Source organism: Aeromonas sp. Y311-2, from assembly GCF_027706025.1.
Classification (GTDB): Bacteria; Pseudomonadota; Gammaproteobacteria; order Enterobacterales; family Aeromonadaceae; genus Aeromonas; species Aeromonas veronii.
Map to the genome: position 1 here is coordinate 111,233 of NZ_JAPDCL010000004.1, position 18,923 is coordinate 130,155.

17 protein-coding genes are annotated in these 18,923 nt (G+C 60.4%); 7 read left to right on the forward strand and 10 right to left on the reverse strand.

The genetic code is table 11. The features are described 5' to 3' along the window. Window positions 1-92: 92 nt before the first annotated feature. The 3 genes from OKC42_RS05695 to OKC42_RS05705 form a co-directional block, all read right to left on the reverse strand. Window positions 93-971: an alpha/beta hydrolase gene (locus OKC42_RS05695; protein WP_270819205.1), complete on the reverse strand. Its 879-nt coding sequence runs from the start codon at window positions 969-971 to the stop codon at window positions 93-95. Window positions 972-1,053: 82 nt separating this feature from the next. Then, a complete protein-coding gene (locus OKC42_RS05700; protein WP_005347838.1) occupies window positions 1,054-1,650 on the reverse strand; it encodes a TetR/AcrR family transcriptional regulator in 597 nt (198 codons plus the stop codon). A gap of 113 nt (window positions 1,651-1,763) precedes the next feature. Beyond that, window positions 1,764-2,408 carry a response regulator gene (locus OKC42_RS05705; protein WP_100654298.1) on the reverse strand — a complete coding sequence of 215 codons (645 nt, stop codon included), beginning with the start codon at window positions 2,406-2,408 and terminating at the stop codon, window positions 1,764-1,766. Window positions 2,409-2,579: 171 nt separating this feature from the next. Here OKC42_RS05705 and OKC42_RS05710 point away from each other — a divergent pair, with 171 nt between their 5' ends. Continuing rightward, on the forward strand, window positions 2,580-3,206 hold the full coding sequence (locus tag OKC42_RS05710) for a glutathione S-transferase (protein WP_151286706.1): 627 nt from the start codon (window positions 2,580-2,582) through the stop codon (window positions 3,204-3,206). A gap of 75 nt (window positions 3,207-3,281) precedes the next feature. Here the strand turns inward: OKC42_RS05710 and OKC42_RS05715 are convergent, their stop codons facing one another. The 5 genes from OKC42_RS05715 to OKC42_RS05735 all read right to left on the reverse strand — a co-directional run bounded on the left by OKC42_RS05715 (window position 3,282) and on the right by OKC42_RS05735 (window position 8,776). Continuing rightward, entirely contained in the window at window positions 3,282-5,393 is a 2,112-nt protein-coding gene (locus OKC42_RS05715; protein WP_151286705.1) for an alpha-amylase, read from the reverse strand. A gap of 228 nt (window positions 5,394-5,621) precedes the next feature. Continuing rightward, window positions 5,622-6,788 carry a hypothetical protein gene (locus OKC42_RS05720; RefSeq protein WP_270819206.1) on the reverse strand — a complete coding sequence of 389 codons (1,167 nt, stop codon included), beginning with the start codon at window positions 6,786-6,788 and terminating at the stop codon, window positions 5,622-5,624. Next, complete coding sequence (locus OKC42_RS05725; protein ID WP_005338463.1) at window positions 6,788-7,159, reverse strand: GtrA family protein; 372 nt, start codon at window positions 7,157-7,159, stop codon at window positions 6,788-6,790. The genes OKC42_RS05720 and OKC42_RS05725 overlap by 1 nt, the downstream gene beginning before the upstream one ends. After that, a complete protein-coding gene (locus OKC42_RS05730) occupies window positions 7,156-8,175 on the reverse strand; it encodes a glycosyltransferase family 2 protein (RefSeq protein ID WP_040066661.1) in 1,020 nt (339 codons plus the stop codon). Before OKC42_RS05730 ends, OKC42_RS05725 begins: the two co-directional genes overlap by 4 nt. A gap of 55 nt (window positions 8,176-8,230) precedes the next feature. After that, window positions 8,231-8,776 (reverse strand): hypothetical protein, encoded by a 546-nt coding sequence (locus OKC42_RS05735; RefSeq protein WP_041202288.1) that lies wholly within the window; start codon window positions 8,774-8,776, stop codon window positions 8,231-8,233. 316 nt (window positions 8,777-9,092) lie between these two features. Between OKC42_RS05735 and OKC42_RS05740 the strand changes: the two genes are divergently transcribed. From OKC42_RS05740 to OKC42_RS05755, 4 genes are all read left to right on the forward strand, one after another. After that, window positions 9,093-9,857 carry a substrate-binding periplasmic protein gene (locus tag OKC42_RS05740; protein WP_100654294.1) on the forward strand — a complete coding sequence of 255 codons (765 nt, stop codon included), beginning with the start codon at window positions 9,093-9,095 and terminating at the stop codon, window positions 9,855-9,857. A gap of 92 nt (window positions 9,858-9,949) precedes the next feature. Next, window positions 9,950-11,434: a L,D-transpeptidase family protein gene (locus OKC42_RS05745; RefSeq protein WP_040066667.1), complete on the forward strand. Its 1,485-nt coding sequence runs from the start codon at window positions 9,950-9,952 to the stop codon at window positions 11,432-11,434. 165 nt (window positions 11,435-11,599) lie between these two features. Beyond that, the gene (locus OKC42_RS05750; RefSeq protein ID WP_139493770.1) at window positions 11,600-12,145 is read left to right on the forward strand and encodes a DUF882 domain-containing protein; all 546 of its coding nucleotides are present in this window, start codon (window positions 11,600-11,602) and stop codon (window positions 12,143-12,145) included. Window positions 12,146-12,192: 47 nt separating this feature from the next. After that, the gene (locus OKC42_RS05755; RefSeq protein WP_005338457.1) at window positions 12,193-12,444 is read left to right on the forward strand and encodes a lipoprotein; all 252 of its coding nucleotides are present in this window, start codon (window positions 12,193-12,195) and stop codon (window positions 12,442-12,444) included. A gap of 85 nt (window positions 12,445-12,529) precedes the next feature. On the opposite strand, the gene OKC42_RS05760 is transcribed toward OKC42_RS05755, so the two are convergent. Continuing rightward, window positions 12,530-13,144 carry a trimeric intracellular cation channel family protein gene (locus tag OKC42_RS05760; protein ID WP_005338456.1) on the reverse strand — a complete coding sequence of 205 codons (615 nt, stop codon included), beginning with the start codon at window positions 13,142-13,144 and terminating at the stop codon, window positions 12,530-12,532. A 146-nt stretch (window positions 13,145-13,290) separates the two neighbouring features. Then, complete coding sequence (gene cysZ / locus OKC42_RS05765) at window positions 13,291-14,055, reverse strand: sulfate transporter CysZ (protein WP_005338455.1); 765 nt, start codon at window positions 14,053-14,055, stop codon at window positions 13,291-13,293. 213 nt (window positions 14,056-14,268) lie between these two features. Here cysZ and OKC42_RS05770 point away from each other — a divergent pair, with 213 nt between their 5' ends. Together OKC42_RS05770 and zipA are read left to right on the forward strand one after the other, a co-directional pair. Further along, complete coding sequence (locus tag OKC42_RS05770; protein WP_270819207.1) at window positions 14,269-17,643, forward strand: AAA family ATPase; 3,375 nt, start codon at window positions 14,269-14,271, stop codon at window positions 17,641-17,643. 15 nt (window positions 17,644-17,658) lie between these two features. Then, the gene (zipA, locus tag OKC42_RS05775; RefSeq protein WP_040066671.1) at window positions 17,659-18,828 is read left to right on the forward strand and encodes a cell division protein ZipA; all 1,170 of its coding nucleotides are present in this window, start codon (window positions 17,659-17,661) and stop codon (window positions 18,826-18,828) included. The last annotated feature ends 95 nt before the right edge of the window (window positions 18,829-18,923 follow it).

Below are 18,923 nucleotides of genomic sequence, written 5' to 3' on the forward strand. Positions count from 1 at the left end.
TTCTGACAAGAATGTTCCCACTGACAAGTTAACTATAAGGCGCTGTATCAAATATAAAAACGGGCGCTCGCCCGTTTTTTCATGGCCCCATGTCAAAGGGCGCGGTGAGGATTTTCCGGTCGAGCCAGCTGATCGAAGGCGGCGAATACCGGGGCGCTGGCGAGGATGCGACCGTGGCCCAGTCCCCGGGTGCTCACCAGCCGGGTATGACCATCCTGACTGGCCCGCAAGGAATCGCCGTGCGGGGCAAACCTGTCCTCCTCGTCGTGCACTATCATCGCCGCGCCGCTGCGACTGGCGAGGCGACCCAGCGGATCGACCGTGCTCAAGGGGTGCTGGTACTCTTGCTCAATCTCCTTGACCACCGCATCGAACAACCGGATGGAGTAGCCGGAGCGCGCCACCATGCCGTAGAGCTGGGGCACATAGTCGAGCACCGGCGAAATCAACAGCAGCGGCAGGGTATCGATACCCGGCTGACGGCTGGAGAGGGTGACGGTGCCCCCCATGCTATGGGCGATGACCCCGTGCAGCTGACCTACTTCGTTGGCCAGCTTGGTCGCTAGCTCGTCGAAGGCGCGTACGAAGCGGGGCAGGTGGCCTGTGTTGCCTGCACTCTGGCCGTGGGCCGGATGATCGTAGGCAATGGCGGTGAAACCCTGCGCGGCGATATGGCTCATCAGCGGATAGAACTGGCTAGCGCTGCCTGACCAGCCGTGCATCAGCAGCCACAGCGGCCCCTGACCGAGCCGATAGCTCATCAATACCCCTTCGCTGGTATGGACGGCCTGCTTCACCAGACCGGCAGGTTCGTGGCCACCCCGCTGGTTGCGCTGGGGGGTGAGCAGTAACTTGCTGGCGGTGCGCTTGGCATGGGTGGGGGCGAGTCTGTGGTGTAACCGGGTGCCGATCCCCAGCAGCCATTTGCTCGGGCTGAAGCGGCGGGTGTTGAAGTAGATCTTGCTGCTCATGGTCATCCTGTGGTTTTTATGTGCGAACGGTCGTGCTTTTTTGTTGGTTTTTAAAAATTAGTGTTGAACGGATGCCAAAACATCAGCGCCAGCTGCTCAGCAGAGCGTCCACCTCGGGCCAGAAGTGGCGGGCCGGATCCTGACACAGTTCGAGATCGTTGAACACCTGATCCGCCAGATAGAGGCCATAGAGGCGATAAACGGCGCGCCAGGGATCCATCTCCCGTCGCCACTCACCAGCGGCCTGCCCCTGCACCACCTGACGTGCCAGATAGTCGAGCCAGAAGCGCACCAGTTGCCGGGCGGCTTGCTGCACCTGGCTCTTTTGCTCATGGCCATCCTGCGCCGAGGTCCAGGCGTCGAGAAACATGCAGCGTCCGGCAAAGCAGTGGTTCCAGGCCTGCCAGGCGCGCAGCAGGGCGATCAGCTTGTCGTGCTGGCTCTGGTGCTCCTGCTGGCGTACCGGCTGGATCACCCGTAGCCGAAACACCTCGGCGGCGTACTCCAGCACGGCGATCTGCAGATTGTCGCGGGATTGAAAGTGGGCAAACAGGCCGCTTTTCGACATCTCGCAGGCGCTGGCCAGCGAGCCGATGGTCAGGCTCTCCAGCCCTTGCTGGCTCGCCTGCTCAAAGGCGGTCTGCAAAATGTTTTCCCGGGTCAGGCGCCCCTTGCTCATCACTCTCTCCTCGTTGGCGCTGGCAGCATAAAGTACGATCGTGCTAATTGTCGAGCAACAAATAGCCAGCATGGCTGGCTATGTCGTCTCCCGCGTGTCACTGCGCGCGGGGGTCAGTTCTCCTTGATATCGAGCTGTTGCAGGGCGATGACCGCCTGAGTGCGGTTCTTGACCCCAAGTTTTCTGAAGATGGCGGTGATATGGGCCTTGATGGTGGCCTCGGAGACGTTGAGCTCCCAGGCGATCTGTTTGTTGAGGCTGCCATCGCGCAGCATGATCAGCACCTTGTACTGCTGGGGGGTGAGGCTGGCCAGCTTGCTGGCGAAATCGGGGCCATCTTCCGATTCGGGATGGAGCGAGATGCCTTCCGGCACCCAGTTATCCCCCCCGATCACCGTATTGAGGGCATTGACCAGCTCCTTCATCGGCACCGACTTGGGAATGAAGCCGAGCGCTCCGAGCCGCAACACCTGCTGGATGATGGCCGCATCTTCCGAGGCGGAGACCACCACGATGGGCAGGTCGGGATACTGGCCGCGCAGGTGGGCCAGCCCCTCGAAGCCATTGGCCCCCGGCATCTTGAGATCGAGCAGCAACAGGTCAACTTCGGGGTGCTCGCCGAGCAGGTTGGTCAGGCTGTCGATGGAGTCCGCTTCCAGCAATTGAGCGTCGTTGATGGCCATGTGCACCGCTTGGTAAAGGGCGCCCCGAAACAGGGGGTGGTCATCTGCGATGACGATGGTAAATTGGCTGTCCATATTTCGGTTAATGGCTCACATTGTTGCTAACTGATTGTTTTGAAAAATCAAACTAGCATCGCTCACCAAGAGGGTCAAACCCGCCGGTGCGCAAATGTGAAGCGACCATCGGATGTTTTGCCATCAAGGGCAGACAGGCCGGTCGCAGGCAACTCATGCAGGAGGCAACAGATGGGATCCTTGGTATTGGCGGTGAGCACCGGCTCCACCTGGGCGATGCGGGCGGCACTAGTGCTCGCCATGAGCGGGCTGACGTGGCAGGAGCAGGTGTTCGATCTGGAGGATGCCAAGTCGCTGGCGCGGCTCAAGCGGCTGGCACCGGCCGGTCTGGTGCCCTGGCTCGAACACGATGGCGTGCGGGTTCACGACTCGCTGGCCATCGCCGAATATGTTCACGAGCTCTGTCCCGACCGCCAGCTCTATCCTGTTTCGCTGGCCGAGCGGGCACTGGCTCGCAGCCTCTGCGCCGAGTTGCACGCGGGATTTCGGCAGATCCGTTCTCTGCTCCCCTTCTTTCTTGGGGCGCCAACCCGTATCGATCCCCCGGTGGAGGCGGTCGGTGAGCTGGCCCGTTTGCAGGAGATCTGGTCGCAGACGCGGGGCCCCTTCTACTTTGGCGAGGCGGGCATTGTCGATGCCTTCTATGCGGTGATGGCCTATCGGCTGGCCAGCTACGGCATCCTGTTGCCCGGTCAGGCCGGAGCCTATCAGCAGGCGCTGCTTTCTTGGCCTCTGTGGCAGGCGACCCTGCTCAAGGCGCGGTTGCAGTGGCCGGTGGCGGCGCGCCTGTCACAGTGAGCCTTGGCAGATAGATAAACGAGAGAGGGGAGCCAGTGGCTCCCCTCTCTGTTGCTGGTATATATGGCCCAAGAGTTACTTCTGCCGACCGGCAAAGACCACCACTACCTTGTCATCCCCCTTCTCCCGCACGAAGGCGTAGGGGGCATCCGAGAGTTTCTGGTGGCTGCCTGCCGCAATGGCCGGATGGGCGGCGCGGAACTGGCCCAGTTGCTGCCAGTGCTTGACCAGCTCAGCCTTGTCACCGCTGGCCAGCTCCTGCCAGTTCATGTCCGAGCGCAACGCCTGATCGAACACCCCGCCATCTTTGGCCAGCCCCCGGCCGGACTCGTCGCCATAGTAGAGCTGGATGCCGCCCGGCAGCAGCATAAAGCTGTTGGCGACCCGGCGCTGTAGCGGCACATCCTGATAGTCGCCAAAGAACAGCTTGGTGTCGTGGGAGCTGATGTAGCTCAACACGTTGAACTCGGGATCCTGATTGATACGGCTGGCGTAGCTGGCATAGGTGGGCTCGGCGCTGGCCATGCACTGGGCCTGTGACAGTGCGAACTCGCGCTGATAGTCGAAGTTGATCAGGGAATCGAAACCGTTCTGATACCAGAAATCCTTGGCTACCCCGTGATCCCACACCTCGCCCACCATGTAGAAGGGCAGATCGTCGAGGGCCTTGCCCGGGTTCGCAGTCTTCCACTCCTTGAGCGCAGCGGTGCCCGCCTGTTTGAGCTTGGCCCACACCTCGGGCTCCAGATGCTTGACGGTGTCGGCGCGGAAGCCGTCGATGCCAAAGCGGCGCACCCAGTCGGTGTGCCAGGCGATCAGGTAGTCGCTCACGGTAGCGTCGGGTAGCGCCTTGGCGAGGGTATCTTTTTTCGCCGCCAGCAACGGCGGCAGCCCTACCGGTTTGGTCGATTCGGTGAGAAAGTCCGGCAGCCCCGCCACCGAGCCGGTGACATCGTCGGTGCCGGGCTGCGGGTAGCCGGGCAGACCGGCGCGCACCCAGTCACCACTCCACCACTTGTTCCACGCGGGTGATTGATAGTCGATGAACTGGTTGTAGCCATGCCAGTTGAGACCGCCGCTCGGGCGCCACTGGTTCCAGACGGTCGGCAGTTTGCTGCTGTTCTGAGTTAGCTCGGTGAGCCCCAGATCTTGCAAGTCGGCGAGGGTAGCGTAACCGGCGTGGTTCATCACCACGTCGAGGATGATCCGCATGCCGCGCTTGTGGGCCTCGTCCACCAGGGTTTTCAGGCTCTCTTCATCGCCGTAGTTGGGGTCAATCTTGGTGAAGTCGAGCGCCCAGTAGCCGTGGTAGGCGTAGAAGGGGAAGTTGCCCTGCTCGCCACCGCCGATAAAGCCGTGCACCTGCTCCACCATGGGGGTGATCCAGATGGCGTTCATGCCGAGGCTCTTGATGTAGTCGAGCTTCTCGGTCAGCCCCTTGAAGTCACCGCCGTGCCAGGTGGCTACCTCATCCTGACCATCCTTCTGGCGGCCGAAGCTGTGGTCGTTGGCGGGGTCGCCGTTGTGGAAGCGATCGGTCAGCAGGAAATAGACGCTCGCCTGATCCCAGCTGAACGGTGCTGGCTTGGCCGCCTTGACCGGTTCGAGCAGCAGCAGGCCACCGCTCTCTTTGCTCGGGGTCAGGGTCAGCTTGCCCTGTTTGACCACCGCCTCCTGTTTTGAGTAGGCATCCCTCAGTCGGGTGCCGTCGGGCCAGACCCCTTTGAGCGACACAGTGACCGGGTCGCCATCCCAGCTGATGCAGGGCTCTTCTGGTGGCTGGCGCTTGAACTCGCTCTTCTTGGTCGCCCGCAGCACCTTGAGGCTGGGGGTATCCGGGTTGAAGGTGAACTGATACTCCCCGGCCAGCATCACCCGCAGGGTAAAGCTCTGATCCTTGCTGCATTTGTCCATGGGCTGGGCGGTGCCGAAGGGGAGCGGCTTGCTCTCGCTCGGGCCAAAGCTGGTACCGCAACTGTTGTCTGCGTCGCTGATGCGGATCTGGTGGCTCCCCTTGGCAAGGGTGTGGGTCAGCTCCACCGTGCCCTTGTCCAGCGCGATCGGGGTCGCGACCGGTTGACCATCCACATAGAGGTGAACCTCGGGGGCGGCCATCGCCTGTGGGGTGAACAGAGGGGCGGCCAGCAGGGCGAGCCAGAGAGGGGATAAGTGATGAGCACGACGCATAAGCCATTCCTTGAGCAGGGCAGTTCGGACAAGGGCCCATTCTAGGAGCAGCAAAGCGCGCCTTGGATCGGCAAAATGCCGATTTGTGACTTCAGTTCAAATGGTTACGTTTTCAAGCCGAGGAAAGTGTGACGGAGAGGAGATGGGACGCTCTGTCGATAAAAATAGCGGCCATAAAAAATGCCGGTCAGGTGACCGGCATTCGGGGTGTCAGGCATCGTCGTCACATCAGACGGTGAAGAACTTGAAGTTGACGAAGGCCACCGCGATGAAGGAGGCAACCATGCCGCTGATGCAGAGCACAGCAGGGCGGATGGCTGGCCAGCGATGGGTCAGCAGAATGATGGCCAGCAGGGTCGGGTAGAGCCCGAACATGTAGCGTGGCATGGCGTTGAGGCCGGTCATCAGCGGGATGGTGCAGCAGATGAACATCAGGGTCGCTTCCGCCCAGCGCTTCTGACTGAACAGGTAACCGTTCAGGCACCAGCCGAAGATCACCATGATGGAGAGGTAAGCCTTGCGGCCGCCCAGCTCGAAACCGCTCAGCCACCAGTCCAGCGGGCTGTCCATGTAGCGACCCCAGGCCACCTGAATGTGCTTGAAGGCGAAGGCATCGCCGGTCAGGTGATAGAGGTAGACCATGTAGGCAAACAGGCCAAACGGGATCATCCAGAGGGTGAAGACAACCTTGAAGGCTCGCTCGGTAAAGCGGAAAAATTCCCGCCAGCCGTAGGCCTGCAGCACCAGGATCAGCACCGGGAAGACCATCATCACCCCCAGGTTGCGGGTGGCGGAGATACCGACCCCTAGCACGGCCACCATCAGCCACTGCTCCCGATAGGCGAACAGGAACATCCCCAGCATCAGCGCCATAAAGGTCGACTCGGTATAACCGGAGACGAAGTAGGCGGAAAAGGGGGAGAAGGCGAGCAGCCAGACGCCGAAGCGGGCGGTATCGTCACCCAGCTTGAGCTGCCGCAACACCAGCAGCATCAGCGGCAGGCTGGCGAAGAAGGAGAGGTTGGTAACAATGATGAGGCCGATCAGGCTCTCGACATTGAACAGGTTGGAGATGGCACCGGAGACCATCGGATAGAGCGGCATAAAGGCCCAGTTTGCCGCATTGCCCTTGCTCAGCCAACGAGGGTAGAGATCGTAGCCGTTCTCGATGATGCGCTGGAACCAGACGCAGTCGAACTGGCAATAGGCCTGCAGCGGGCCGATGTCGGGGGAGCCATAGAGCTGGACACCGAAGTAGCCCATGCCATACAGCGCCACCCGGCTCAGCATGAAGGCAGCGATGATCATCAGCCAGTCACGACCGCTGATGCGCAGTGACGGGCGATAGGGGAGTGCAGCCCCGGTTAGCGGGGCAGTATTGGTCATATCATTCATCAGGCAAAAACCCAGACGCGAGAGAGAACGTAAGTGAGGACGGTAACGGTCAGGGTGGCGATGACCACCGGCAGCAGACCGGAGAGCCCCGCAAACAGCAGGCCGCTCAGGATCAGGTTACGCACCGCCAGCGAGAAGAGGGCGACCAGCAGAAACTTGCTGGCGGCTCCCTGCTTCTGGAAGGTGATGTAGCGGTGACCAAAGAAGGAGAACCAGAACGCGATGGCAAAAGCCAGCGTGGTAACCAGATGCTCCGAGATGGTGGGCCAGGTATGAAACAGTGCGATGGAGGTGCCAAGGTCGACGAGGGTAGCCCCCCCGCCGACAAAACCGAAACGTACCAGCCGCCAGAATTCCTCGCGGGAGATCATTGAGGCGCTTGCTCCTGCTGCTCTTGCGGGTTGCTGTCAGCGCTCTGCGGTTTGCCCGCATCCTGCTTGGCATACTGGCCATAGACCCCTTCAATGAGGTAGACCGGGCGCTGTTTCACTTCCACGAACATGCGGCCGATGTACTCGCCGATGATGCCGAGCGACAGCAGCTGGATACCGCCGAGGAACAGCACAACGGACATCAGGGAGGCGTAACCGGGCACGTCGATGCCGAAGAAAACCACCTGGGTCACGATCTTGAGGATGTAGAGGAAGGCGACGAAGGAGACGCCGACACCCACATAGCTCCAGACACGCAGCGGCCAGCTGGAGAAGCTGAGCAGACCGTCGAGGGCGAAGTTCCACAGTTTCCAGTAGTTGAATTTGGTTTCACCGGCGTGACGGGCCGGGCGCTCGTAGGGGACGCCAACGGCACGGAAACCGGCCCAGGCAAACAGACCCTTCATGAAACGGTTGCGCTCTGGCAGCAGCTTGATCGCCTCGACCACGCGACGGTCGATCAGGCGGAAGTCACCTGCGTTCTCCGGCAGCTTGGTGCTGGTGGAGAGGGCGTTGAAGAAGCGGTAGAAGCCACCGGCAGTCAGGCGCTTCATCGGGGTATCGGCACTGCGATCGACGCGGATGCCGTAGACGGTGTCATAGTCACCGGTCTGCCACAGTTTGACGAACTCCAGGATCAGGGCGGGCGGGTCTTGCAGATCCACGTCCATCGGCACGATGGCATCCCCTTTGGCCTGATGCAGACCGGCGGTCAGGGCCGCTTCTTTACCGAAGTTGCGAGCCAGGTTGACCAGGGTCACGCGCGGGTCACGGGCGATGGCCTGCTCGACCACTTCACGGGTGCGGTCACGGCTGCCATCGTTGACGAATACAATTTCAAGCTGGTCTTTCAGCGGGGCCAGTTCGTTGTCTATCGCGTTGATGAAGGCATCGATGCTCTCTTCCTCGTTGTAAACGGGAACGACCAGAGAGAGTCGAAAATCTGGATGCGACATAAGAACGTCCTTATTTGGGATAGTTGTTTTTATAAAATGGTATTCGGGGCAAGGATCACTGGGCTACGGTCAAACGTACCGACTGCACATTGATGGGAGTAGGTGCCGAGAGCGCCAGAAAATTGGGGCGCTTGGGATCTGCCGTGAGCGAGTCACCGGGCAGACTGAGGCGGATTTCGTTGATGCCCGCTTTGGCCAGTTTCACCGTGGTGGTGAAGTCGTGACCCAGCGCCACTTTCAACAGGGCACCGGCTTCCGGGCTATTGATGCGGGCCTGTACGGTAAGTTGATCCGGATTGGCCGCCTGCTTGGGCAGCACAAAGTAGAGACCGCCCTGACCGCTGAGCAGGGTACCTTCGTCGCTCGGCTTCTTGGCCCAGCCTTCGCTGGAGAGGAAGCGGCTTGGCTTGGTCAGATTGAGCTCGTTACCCGGCTGATAGGTCATGCTGGAGTTGTGTTCCCAGAAGCGGGTCTTGCCTTCCAGATAATAGAGTTTGTAGGCCAGGCTCACGTTGGGGTGAGCAGCCAGATAGAGGGTGTAAAGATAAAAACCGCTTAACGCCAGAATGGCAGTCAAAAAACCGAACTTTTTGTACGTCATATCACTCTCTATGCCTGACAGAATGGGTAGGCCGATGTCGCGCATATGCTAATCCAATTGCAAAAAAAGCATAGTGGATCACAAAAAAATATTTGGTCACATATTAACCCCTTTTTACCCCTGTTCCAAACGTTGCTGTTTCCCGGTTAAACAGGTCTGGCGGGGCGCCGGTTGCCAGTGGTGCTCCGGCGGGGTATTTGGCAAATAGACGTGCTTTGCTGCGTCATTTTCTAGCGGATGCGATAGTCATCTGGCCTCTATCGCCATTTTGCAGGGAGCGATTTATGATGACTCACCTATTCGTCAAGGATGATATATGAAGTGGCTCTCTTGCTGTCTGTTGCTTGGATTATGGGCGCCAATGACATTGGCCAGGGCCCTGTGTCCCGAGCCCATTCAGATCGGTTACGATAACTGGCCCCCCTACCATTATTACGAAGCCGATTCACCGCAAGAGGTGCGCGGTTATGCCGCAGAGGTGCTGACGGCTGTGCTCACTTCCATGCACTGCAAGGTCAACTATGTGGAGCTGCCCTGGAAGCGGATACTGCACGAGATGGAGCATGGCGAGATAGACATGGCGATGGAGGCGAATATCAATGATGAGCGCGCTCGTTATGCCTGGTTTTCCGACTCCTACAACCCGGGGCGGACCTTGCTGTGGATCCGCAAGGGCAGCCACTATCCCGAGCAGGATCTGGCGAGCTGGCTGGCCAGTGGTTACTCCCTCGGTGTCACCAAAGAGTACTTCTATGGTGATGAAGTGATGTCGCTGCTCGCTCGCTATGCCAAACAGGTGAGTGCGGTGAGCGACCAGCAAAATTTTGAGAAGCTGGCCCGCGGGCGGATCGACGGTTTCCTTGGTGACATGCTGGCTACCCCCAGCGCTCTTAACAAGGAGGGGATGAGCGGTCTGTTCACCAGTCACCCCATGGTGGTATCTGAATCGCCGAGCTTCTTTATGTTGGGCAAACGCAGCGTTTCGCCGCAGTTCTTGCAACAATTTAATCAGGCGTTGGCGCGGTTCAAGGAGACAGATGCGTATGACATTATCTGGCAGCGTTATGCCCCCGGGCGCTAGCAAAGTATTGGCCGTTCACGCATCATGAGCGGCCTGAGCATCGGGTCTGCTTGTCAGGCCTGACAGAGTGAACAAACCGTTTTGAGGTACCCATGGGGATGAAGTATTGGCTGGCCCTTGCCAATCTGGTGTGGCTGGGATGTTTGCCCGCTGGCGCGGTACATGCGACCGAAGCACAAGTTGTGGTGGCGGCCAGTGAAACCGGACACGACTGGTATCAGGGCAGTCAGGCCGAACAGGCCCGTGTCGAGCTGGAGCAGCAGTTGCAAGAGGCTGTGCTTGCCCAGCTGCATCCCGATTTTTTCACGCTGTGGAAGCGCCTGCAGGCCACCCCTGCAGACAAGCGTGGTGCCATCTATGACGACATTTTTGCCAAGCTGAGTCGTTTCCAGCACGCCTGGCGGGGGATGGATCTGGTCTCGCGCGAGCAGATGAAGACCCTCAAGCTCGATTTGAACCGCCCTGTAGTGACCCAACCCAGCGATGATGACCTGCTCACTCAGGTGAAATCCCTGCGCCCCCAGGTGGCAGAATACGAGGCGGTGCGGGCCAAAGTGCACAAACTTCTGGCAATGCCGATGGCCAGCAAGTGGCCGACCCTCGATATGCCGACCCTGCGTGCCGGAGAGAGCTCCGCCGAGCTTGGCCAGATCCGCGCCATGCTCAACGAGCTGGGCGACAGCGCCCCGAGCCATGGTGATCAGATTTACGATGGTGATACCGAGCAAGCCATCAAGCAGTTCCAGCGTCGTCACGGTCTCACCGCGGACGGCATCATCGGCCGTCAGACCCGCTCCTGGCTCAATACCGGCCCACAAGTGCGCGCCAGCCTGCTGCTGCGTAACCTGTGGCGTCGCGATCTGGTGGATCAGCTCGCCGGTGGCCGCTACGTGCTGGTCAATATTCCCGACTACCGTCTGAGCGTGGTGGAGTCCGGCAACGAGGTGTTTACCAGCCGGGTCATCGTCGGCAAGGAGCAGCGCGCCACTCCCATTCTGGCCAGCGAAATTCGCTCCATCGTGCTCAATCCCTCCTGGCATGTGCCGCGCTCCATCCTGAGCAAGGACATCCTGCCCAAGCTGGGTCGGGATCCCGCCTATCTGAGTCGCGAGCAGTTCGAGGTGATCGACAGCGAGGGCAATCCGGTCCAGTTCACCGAAGAGGGGTGGCATCAGGCGCTGGCCGCCGGTTTCCCCTATCGCCTGCGGCAAAAGCCGGGGGATCACAATGCCCTGGGGCGCTACAAGTTCTACCTGCCCAACAATGACGCCATCTATCTGCACTCCACCCCGCGCAAGGCGCTGTTCGAACAGGGGGCGCGCGCCTTCAGCTCGGGCTGCATCCGGGTGGAACATGCGGACGATCTGGCCGAGCTGTTGCTGGCGGACTCCCGCTATCAGCCGGACAAGGTGGCCAATATCCTCAAGGAGAGCCAGACCAAATGGTTGCCGCTCACCACGCCGATCCCGGTCTTTACCGTCTACTGGAGCAGCTGGATCGACGAAAATGGTCGCCAGCAACTGCGCAACGATATCTACGGATTTGATCGGGTCAGCTTCCAGAGCCGCCTGCTGTGATCCCTGCCACAGAGTGAAAAGCCCGGCCTGTGCCGGGCTTTTCTATGGGCGATTGAGGTTTGACAGGGCCCCCCGCCGGAGGGTAGTTTCAAGCGCCTGTATCACATTCAATCAGTGATCTTATTCAACTATTTTTCGCTTGAATCTGCGATGGACGAACCCCTTATGCTGGAACAAGAGATAAGTCGACGTCGCCTGTTGTTGGGAGCCGGTTGCCTGCTGGGCAGCTCGCTGATCACCTTCCCTGCACTGGCCAGCCGCAGTACCACCGGGCGTGAACTCAGTTTCTTCAATCTCAATACCGGCGAGCGGGTGCGCGCCAGCTATTGGGAGAATGGCCACTATCTGAGCGACGGGTTGGCCGAGCTCAACCACATTTTCCGCGATTACCGGCGCAATGAAGTGTTCAACATCGACAAGAAGCTTTTTGATCAACTGTTTCTGTTGCAGCACAAGCTGGGTCGGCGCAGTGAAATTCAGCTGATCTCCGGCTATCGCGCCCCGGCAACCAATCGTCAGAAGCGCCACAAGAGCCGCGGCGTGGCCAAGCACAGCTACCACACCCTGGGGCAGGCGGTGGATGTGCGGATCCCCGGCGTACAGCTGGCCCATCTGCGCAAGGCGGCGCTCCAGCTCAAGGTGGGTGGGGTTGGTTACTATCCCCGTGATAACTTCGTTCACCTCGATACCGGCCCGGTGCGCAGCTGGTAAAGGGGATGGCAAGCTGTCAAGCTCTTCCCACCAGAGAGGAGATAGCGATGAAAAAGATAGTGATTGGCGGCCTGATCGCCCTGTTGTTGACCGGTTGCAGCAAGCTCAACCGTGAAAATTACGACCAGTTGAAGATGGGGATGAGCTACGCTGAGGCCAGCACCATTCTGGGCAAGGCGGAGCGCTGTGATGATGCGCTGGGCACCACCAGCTGCCTCTGGGGCGGGGAAGGGAAGAACATCAAGATCCGCTTTATCGCCGACAAGGCGACCTTCTTCAGCTCGGAAGGGATTAACTGAGTCGCAGAGCGTCCATGAAAAAAGCGCCACTCGGGCGCTTTTTTGTTGCTCGTAATCCAATCCGCTTCGCCAGAAGCTGGCGTACTCAGTGGGTCGCGTACTGGTAGTTGAAGGTGGGCAGACCCCACTTGAAGCGTACCGCCAGCAGCCGCAGCACAAAGCCGATTCCGATGGAACCGAACGCGGCCCAGTTGGTCGGCAAGCCCTGATCCAGCGCCAGACAGTAGAGGGCTGCGGTGATCAGCGAAATGGCTGCATAGAGCTCGCGACGAAATACCAGTGGAATCCGCTGGCAGAGCAGATCCCGCAGCACCCCGCCAAAGACCCCGGTCACTACCGCCATGATGCAGGCAATACCGGCGCCGTGGCCCATATCCAGCGCTCGGGCCGCACCGAAGATGGAGAAGACCACCAGTCCCAGGGCATCGAGGGCCATGAACAGCTTGCCGAGGTAGCGCATCAGGGGGGCGGAGACCACACCCGCCATCGCGGCTGCGGCAACCAGCAGCACGTATTCCGGATGTTCAATCCAGAGCAGCGGATAGTGGCCCAGCAGCACATCGCGAATGGTGCCACCACCGATGGCCGTCGCCGAGGCGATGATCACCACACCAAACAGATCCATCCGTCGCCGACCCGCGGCCAGCGCGCCGGTCATCCCTTCGGCCACCAGGCCCACCAAGAAGAGTGCATGTAACATGAGATATCCCAGGGAACGAGAAAGGCCAGAATCCTACCAACTCGTGTCATATGGGACAAGCTATCGTATGCATGCATTAATTTAATTCATGATAAATGCGAAAAAGGCACCGTTTCGGGTGCCTTTTTCTAATCAATGTTCAAGGGTTAGCGCCCCAACTGCTCTTGCCGGTAGTGATCGACCCACATGGCGGTGGCGCCACAGATGGCGACTGGCATCACAAAGAGGTTCACCACCGGAATGGCGGAGAAGAGGGTCACCAAAGCGCCGAAGCTGAGGCATTTGCCGCGGCGTTGCTTCAAGGCATCGCGCATGGTGATGAAGTCGATCTTGTGGTTGTCGAAGGGATAATCCACATACTGGATCGCCATCATCCAGGCACTGAACAGGAACCAGAGCACCGGCGCCAGGGTCTGGCCCACCACCGGGATCAGGAACAGGATCAGGCAGCCGATGGCCTTGGGCAGGTAATACTTCAGCTTGGTCCATTCGCGGCCGAAGGTGCGTGGCACATCCTTGACGATATCCAGCATGCCGCTGTCATTGGCGGGCTGACCGGTGAGGATCTGCTCCACCTTCTCCGCCAGCAGGCCGTTGAAGGGAGCGGCTACCCAGTTGGCAACCGAGCTGAAGATAAAGGAGAAGACCACCAGGATGGTGATGAGGGCGATGGGCCACAGCAGGTAGTCCAGCCAGTCGAGCCAGGCGGGGATCTGCTGATGGAGCCATGCGAACAGGCCGTCCAGTTGCAGCAACAGGGCATAGAAGGCCCCGGCAAACAGCACGAAGTTGACCAGCAGGGGGATCAGCACAAAGGTGCGGATGCCCGGTTGGCGAATGAGGGAAAAACCGCGCAGAAAGTAGTCTGCACCGCTGATTGAATCTTTGACCATATGGGGTGATTGGCTCATGTGAGCTCCATCTATGCATGGGAGAACTGCCAGCATATTACAAACAAGCCTTTGATTTGGTAAAGTCGCCGACTATTCCTTATTTCGTGCCGTGGCGACCAAAAATCGGGCATGAATGGGGATGATGCCTGCATATTACAAACAAAGCCGGGTCTGGATTTGGTAAAGTCACCTGCCCGCCTCCTCTTTATTTAGCCACTGATACAGGTCGCCATGCGTCTGAAACTGATCAAACTCGCCGGCTTCAAGTCGTTCGTCGAGCCGACCCGCATCGAACTGTCGGCAGACATGACCGCCGTGGTGGGCCCCAACGGCTGTGGCAAATCCAACGTCATCGACGCGGTGCGCTGGGTGCTGGGGGAGAGCTCCGCCCGCCATCTGCGCGGCGAGAACATGACCGATGTCATCTTCAACGGCTCCATCAATCGCAGTGCGCACGGGCGCGCCTCGGTCGAGCTGGTGTTCGACAATCCCCACAACCGGGTGCCCGGCGAGTTCGGCCGCTTTACCGAGATCTCGGTGCGCCGCGAAGTGCTGCGCGATGGCTCCAACCACTACCAGATTAACGGCCAGAAGTGCCGCCGCAAGGATGTGACCGACCTCTTCCTCGGCACCGGTCTTGGCCCCCGCAGTTACGCCATCATCGAGCAGGGCACTGTCAGCCGACTGGTGGAGTCACGTCCGGCCGATCTCAAGCTCTTTATGGAAGAGGCCGCCGGGGTTTCTCGTTACAAGGAGCGGCGCCGCGAGACCGAGCAGCGCATTCGCCACACACAGGAGAACCTGGAGCGCCTCGGCGATATTCGCGGCGAGCTGGGTTCGCGCCTTGACCACCTCAAAGCCCAGGCCGAAACGGCCGAGCGCTACAAACAGCTCAAGGGTCGTTCGCGCGCCGCTCGCGCCGAGCTGATTGGCTCCGAGTTGTGGGCGCTGGAGACGCGCCTTGGCGAGGCTAAAACCGAACTGGCGCAGGCCGAGCAGGCGCTGGCGGCGCTCGATGCCAAGCGCACAGCCGATGAGGGGCGCCACGTCACCCTGTCGGTCGCCAGACAAGAGGCGCAAGCCGAGCAGGCGAGCCGTCAGCAACAGATTTTTCTCGGTGGGCAAGCTATCGCCCGTCTCGAGCAACAGCAACTGCACCAGAGTGAACTGGGGCGCGACTGGCAGGCCCGTGCAGAGGCGCTGGGCGAGCGGATCGCCACTCGCAAGGCGCAGCTTGCCAGCCAGCAGGATCAACTGACCGAAGGGGTATTGCGCGCCGAGCAGGAAAGCGCCCGGCTGGAGCAGTGTGAGCAGTTGCTCACCGAGCAGCAGGAGGCCCGCCAGCAGGCCAGCGAGCAGCTGGAACAGGCTCGCTTGCGCCAGCAGCAGTGGCAGCAACAGTTGGCCGGGTTGCAGGGGCTGCTCAACCAGACCCGTACCCGGTTGGGTGGCCTGCAGGAGCTGCAAGCCAAGACCCGGCTGGCCCGCCTCAAACTGGAAGATGAACGCGCGGGCCCCCTCGGCGCTGAGGCCGATGACCTGCAACCGGCCCTCGATGCCCTGAGTGGTGAGCTGGAGCTGACGCGGGCGGCCAATGGCGAGCTGACCGAGCAGCTGGCGCAGGCGGTCGACGCCCATGAACAACTCAAGCAGCAGCATGGCCAGCAGTTGAGCCTGCAGCGGGAGTTGGAGGCGCGGCTGGCGACCCTGGATCAGATCCTCGGCGAACAGATGGAGGGGGCGACCCTGGCGGATCGACTGCAGGTTGCCCCCGAGTGGGCACAGGCACTCGACAAGGTGCTGGGTCGCTGGCTCACCGCAACGCCGGCGGACGAGTGCGATCTGATGCAAGAGGGGCTCTGGATTGGCCCGGCGCAACCGGCGGTTGCCGGTACGCTGGCGGCGCAACTGGGCGGCGAGCACATTCCTGCCTTCCTCAATGCCATCTGGCTGGTGGAGAGCCGGGAGGCCGCATTGGCCCGCCAGCCAAGCCTTGCGGCCGGTGAGTCGGTACTGACTCCTGCTGGCGACTGGCTGGGGCCAAACTGGGCTGATTTGGGACAGGGTGCGGCGCTCGGCACCATGGCGCTGCTCGGTGAGCGTGAGCGGTTGCATACCGAGCAGGAGAGGGTTGCCGCGGGGCTGGCACAGCTGAGCGAGCAAGTTGTTGCAGCCGATGCCCGGCGTGCCCAGCTTGCCAGTGCGCAGGAGTTGTCGCAGCGAACCTTGCGCGAGCAAGAGCAGAAATGGCAACAGCTGCGCGAAGCCTGGAGCCTGCAACAGGGTCAGCGGCAGGAGCGGTTGCAGCGGCTCGGTCAGCTCGGCGAAGAGCTGATCCGGCTAGATCAGGAGCAGGCCGAAGAGGCAGAACGACTGGCCAGCGCCCGTGAACAACTGGAACTCGATGAGGCGCGCCTTGCCGAGCTGCAGGAGCAGGGGGAGCCGCTGACACAAGGGTTGCAGATTGCTCAGGAGCAGCTGACCCGCTGCGAGCGGGCGGTCGACGAGGCCCGTGTGCGCCGCGAGCAGCAACAAGCGGCCTGCCAGCGTTTGCAACTGGAGTTGGGCAATCTGCGCCAACTCATTACCCTGGGTGAAGAGGAGCTGGCGAGGCTCGGGCTGGAGCTGGCCGGGCTGAAAGGGCCGGATAGTGAAGCGGTGCCGGATCTGGCGCCCCTGCTGGCCGAGCAGCGCAATCTGGAGGCACAGCAACTCGCTTGCCATCAACGGCTGGCGGAGCTGGAACGTCAATTGAGCGAGCTGGATCAGGCGCGTAGTGCCGATCACAAGCAGCTGGTAGTGCTGCAGGAGAAGCTGGCGACCCTGCGCCTTGAGCGCGAGCGCAACCTCACCCGCCGGCAAGGGCTGCACGAGCAGTTCGAAGAGCTGGGGGTTCGACTGGTAGATCTCGATCAGGCGGTGTTGATCGCCGCAGATCGCAGCAAGCTGCGGCAGGAGATCCAGACTCTGGAGGGGCAAGTGGAGGCGCTCGGCGCCATCAACCTGGCGGCGCTGGAGGAGTACGAAGAGGCGAAAACCCGGGCAACCTACCTTGAAAATCAGTGTCAGGATCTCGAGCAAGCGCTGGAAACCTTGAGCCAAGCCATTAAAAGAATTGATAAAGAGACACAAATACGGTTCCGGGACACTTTCGATAAGGTCAACGAAGATTTAAAATCCCTGTTTCCAAAAGTGTTCGGTGGGGGCAGTGCCTGGCTTGAGCTCACCTCCGATGATCTTTTGGAGGCCGGAGTGAGCATCATGGCGAGACCTCCGGGTAAGAAGAATGCTACCATTGCCCTGCTTTCCGGGGGGGAGAAGGCGTTAACCGCGCTTGCGCTGGTTTTTGCCATCTTCAGACTCAACCCAGCACCTTTTTGTCTGCTGGATGAGGTGGATGCACCGCTCGATGAAGTGAACGTCGGTCGCTTCTGTTCTCTTGTCAAAGAGATGTCGAGCACAGTACAGTTCGTTTACATCAGTCATAATAAGGTCTCCATGGAGATGGCTGAGCAGCTGGTTGGCGTCACGATGCAAGAGCCCGGGGTTTCTCGCATTGTGTCGGTCGATATCGGTGAAGCCGTCGCTTTGGCTGAGCAAAACTAGAAAGAGAAGCAGCTAATGCAGGAATTGCGTTACATCTTGGTTGCCCTGGGCGGTATTGCTATTGCGGCATTGCTCATTCACGGGTTGTGGAGCAACAAAAAGAATCGTCAGGCACCGATCAAAGAGAAACCGATTGGACGGATGGACTCCAAGTCGCGGGATCGTGATAACGACGCCTTCGACAGCGATGGCATCGGCCAGGTACGTGTGGTCAGTGGTGGCCGTCGTGCCGAGCCCAAGCTGCGCAGTGAAGAGAGCCGCCAGCCGGAACTCGGTCGTCGCCCTGCCGTCCCCGCCTTTGATGATGAAGATGACGAGGACGATCTGCCGCCGCCCGTAGTGCGCAAGCCTGCTGCCCGCCCGGTTCCGCCGCCTCCTGTCTATGAAGAGGAGGAAGCGTTCGACGAACCGCTGCCCGAGGAGATCGACGAGGCGCCCGCCGCGCCGGTGCGCAAACCTGCTCAGGTCAATCGTCGTACCCCGGTCTACCGTTCCCGTCCCCAGCGCGAGCCCATGATGCAGTCGCTGGACGACGAGCCGCTGGTCGAGCCCGCCTACGCGACCGCCCCGACTTTTGGTGCCCGTGCAGAGACAGTCCGTACCGCCGACACCGTTCGTGCCGAACCGGTGCGTGCTCCCGAGCCGGAATATCAGCCGCAGCCCCGCCATGTGGCTCCCGAGCCTGTTTATGAAGAGCCGGCCTATGTGGCACCTGCTCCTGTGGTGGAAGAGCCGCGCATGGCGCCCCAGCCGGTCGAGAAGATCTGGCAGGATGTCTATGTCATCAACCTGATGGGCCGTCCGGGTCACGACTTGCAAGGTGCAACCCTGCTCTCATCCCTGATGGCGCTGGGCTTCAAGTTTGGCGAGATGGATATTTTCCACCGTCACGAAGATCCCAACGGAAAGGGCGAAGTGCTCTTCTCCATGATCAACATGGTCAAGCCGGGTACCTTCAATCCCTATCGGATGGAGCAGTTCACCACGCCGGGTGTCTCCCTGTTCATGCAACTGCCGCTGCGCAGCAATGCCGCGTTTGCCTTCGAGGACATGCTGCAGGCTGCCGATCAGCTGGCCAGCGATCTCGATGCCATGCTGACAGATATGGATCGCAGCCCGCTGAGCGACGAGACCATTGCCCGTTACCGTCACGAGCTGGCTGCCTACGAGGCCAGCCGCGACTAATACGCCATGCGGGTCGAGTGAAGAAAAAGTGCGGTACCCTGGTACCGCATTTTTGTTTCTACCCCGGCCGTATGTTCAATCACACTTCGAGACTT

Excerpts from the sequence above, each read along its gene's own strand:
- OKC42_RS05760 (WP_005338456.1), bottom strand. The coding sequence starts at position 13,144 with ATGTTACATGCACTCTTCTTGGTGGGCCTGGTGGCCGAAGGGATGACC.
- OKC42_RS05720 (WP_270819206.1), bottom strand. The coding sequence starts at position 6,788 with ATGAATGATATGACCAATACTGCCCCGCTAACCGGGGCTGCACTCCCC.
- OKC42_RS05750 (WP_139493770.1), top strand. The coding sequence starts at position 11,600 with ATGCTGGAACAAGAGATAAGTCGACGTCGCCTGTTGTTGGGAGCCGGT.
- OKC42_RS05725 (WP_005338463.1), bottom strand. The coding sequence starts at position 7,159 with ATGATCTCCCGCGAGGAATTCTGGCGGCTGGTACGTTTCGGTTTTGTC.
- OKC42_RS05715 (WP_151286705.1), bottom strand. The coding sequence starts at position 5,393 with ATGCGTCGTGCTCATCACTTATCCCCTCTCTGGCTCGCCCTGCTGGCC.
- OKC42_RS05745 (WP_040066667.1), top strand. The coding sequence starts at position 9,950 with ATGGGGATGAAGTATTGGCTGGCCCTTGCCAATCTGGTGTGGCTGGGA.
- cysZ (WP_005338455.1), bottom strand. The coding sequence starts at position 14,055 with ATGAGCCAATCACCCCATATGGTCAAAGATTCAATCAGCGGTGCAGAC.
- OKC42_RS05700 (WP_005347838.1), bottom strand. The coding sequence starts at position 1,650 with ATGAGCAAGGGGCGCCTGACCCGGGAAAACATTTTGCAGACCGCCTTT.
- OKC42_RS05730 (WP_040066661.1), bottom strand. The coding sequence starts at position 8,175 with ATGTCGCATCCAGATTTTCGACTCTCTCTGGTCGTTCCCGTTTACAAC.
- zipA (WP_040066671.1), top strand. The coding sequence starts at position 17,659 with ATGCAGGAATTGCGTTACATCTTGGTTGCCCTGGGCGGTATTGCTATT.
- OKC42_RS05755 (WP_005338457.1), top strand. The coding sequence starts at position 12,193 with ATGAAAAAGATAGTGATTGGCGGCCTGATCGCCCTGTTGTTGACCGGT.
- OKC42_RS05710 (WP_151286706.1), top strand. The coding sequence starts at position 2,580 with ATGGGATCCTTGGTATTGGCGGTGAGCACCGGCTCCACCTGGGCGATG.
- OKC42_RS05735 (WP_041202288.1), bottom strand. The coding sequence starts at position 8,776 with ATGACGTACAAAAAGTTCGGTTTTTTGACTGCCATTCTGGCGTTAAGC.
- OKC42_RS05705 (WP_100654298.1), bottom strand. The coding sequence starts at position 2,408 with ATGGACAGCCAATTTACCATCGTCATCGCAGATGACCACCCCCTGTTT.
- OKC42_RS05740 (WP_100654294.1), top strand. The coding sequence starts at position 9,093 with ATGAAGTGGCTCTCTTGCTGTCTGTTGCTTGGATTATGGGCGCCAATG.
- OKC42_RS05770 (WP_270819207.1), top strand. The coding sequence starts at position 14,269 with ATGCGTCTGAAACTGATCAAACTCGCCGGCTTCAAGTCGTTCGTCGAG.
- OKC42_RS05695 (WP_270819205.1), bottom strand. The coding sequence starts at position 971 with ATGAGCAGCAAGATCTACTTCAACACCCGCCGCTTCAGCCCGAGCAAA.